This is a genomic window from Pseudomonas sp. K5002 (assembly GCF_013386655.1).
Lineage (GTDB): Bacteria > Pseudomonadota > Gammaproteobacteria > Pseudomonadales > Pseudomonadaceae > Aquipseudomonas.
Genome location: NZ_JACARK010001428.1, coordinates 1 through 542, shown reverse-complemented (window position 1 = coordinate 542; position 542 = coordinate 1). Strand labels below are relative to the sequence as shown.

At 66.4% G+C, this 542-nt stretch carries 1 protein-coding gene; it reads right to left on the bottom strand.

What is annotated here, in order from left to right:
- Window positions 1-29: 29 nt before the first annotated feature.
- Window positions 30-542 (bottom strand): PilN domain-containing protein (locus tag HX846_RS36940; RefSeq protein ID WP_178967428.1); only part of this gene is annotated, 513 nt, incomplete at its 5' end.

Genomic DNA, 542 nt, shown 5'->3' with positions numbered 1-542 from the left:
CCAGGACCAGCAAGGCGGCGCCGCGACGCTCACGGGGTGTCAGTGGTCGACGCATCGGCGGCCTCCTGGTGCAAGTGGGCGCGCAGGGAAAACTGATCCTTGCCGGTTTGCGCATCGGGTTGGATCACTCCTTCGAACTGGGGGTTTTCCAGGCTGTGGCACGCCTTGATCCGAGTGATCAGGGCACTCGCCTTGGCGCTTTGCCCGGAGAAGGACACGTCGGCGCCGTTGTTGACCTCCAACTGGTCGATCCAGGTATCGGCGGGCAGGCAGGCGGTCAGCTCGTTGAGCAACGCCGCCAACGGCGGTTGTGCCGACTTGCGGCGAATCAGGTACTGCGCGGCGCCACGGGTATTGAGCAGTTGCTGGCGCAGGCTCTGGACCTCGGCGACCTGGGCTTTCTGTTGTTGCACCTGCGCCTGCATGACGTCGAGCACCCGCTGGCGGTCGTTGAGCCACAGCAGCATCGCGGCAATCAGCAAGGCGCCGCACAGCCAGGGCAGGCTGCGTTGCAAGCCCTTCCCGGCCGGCCGCTGGCGTGG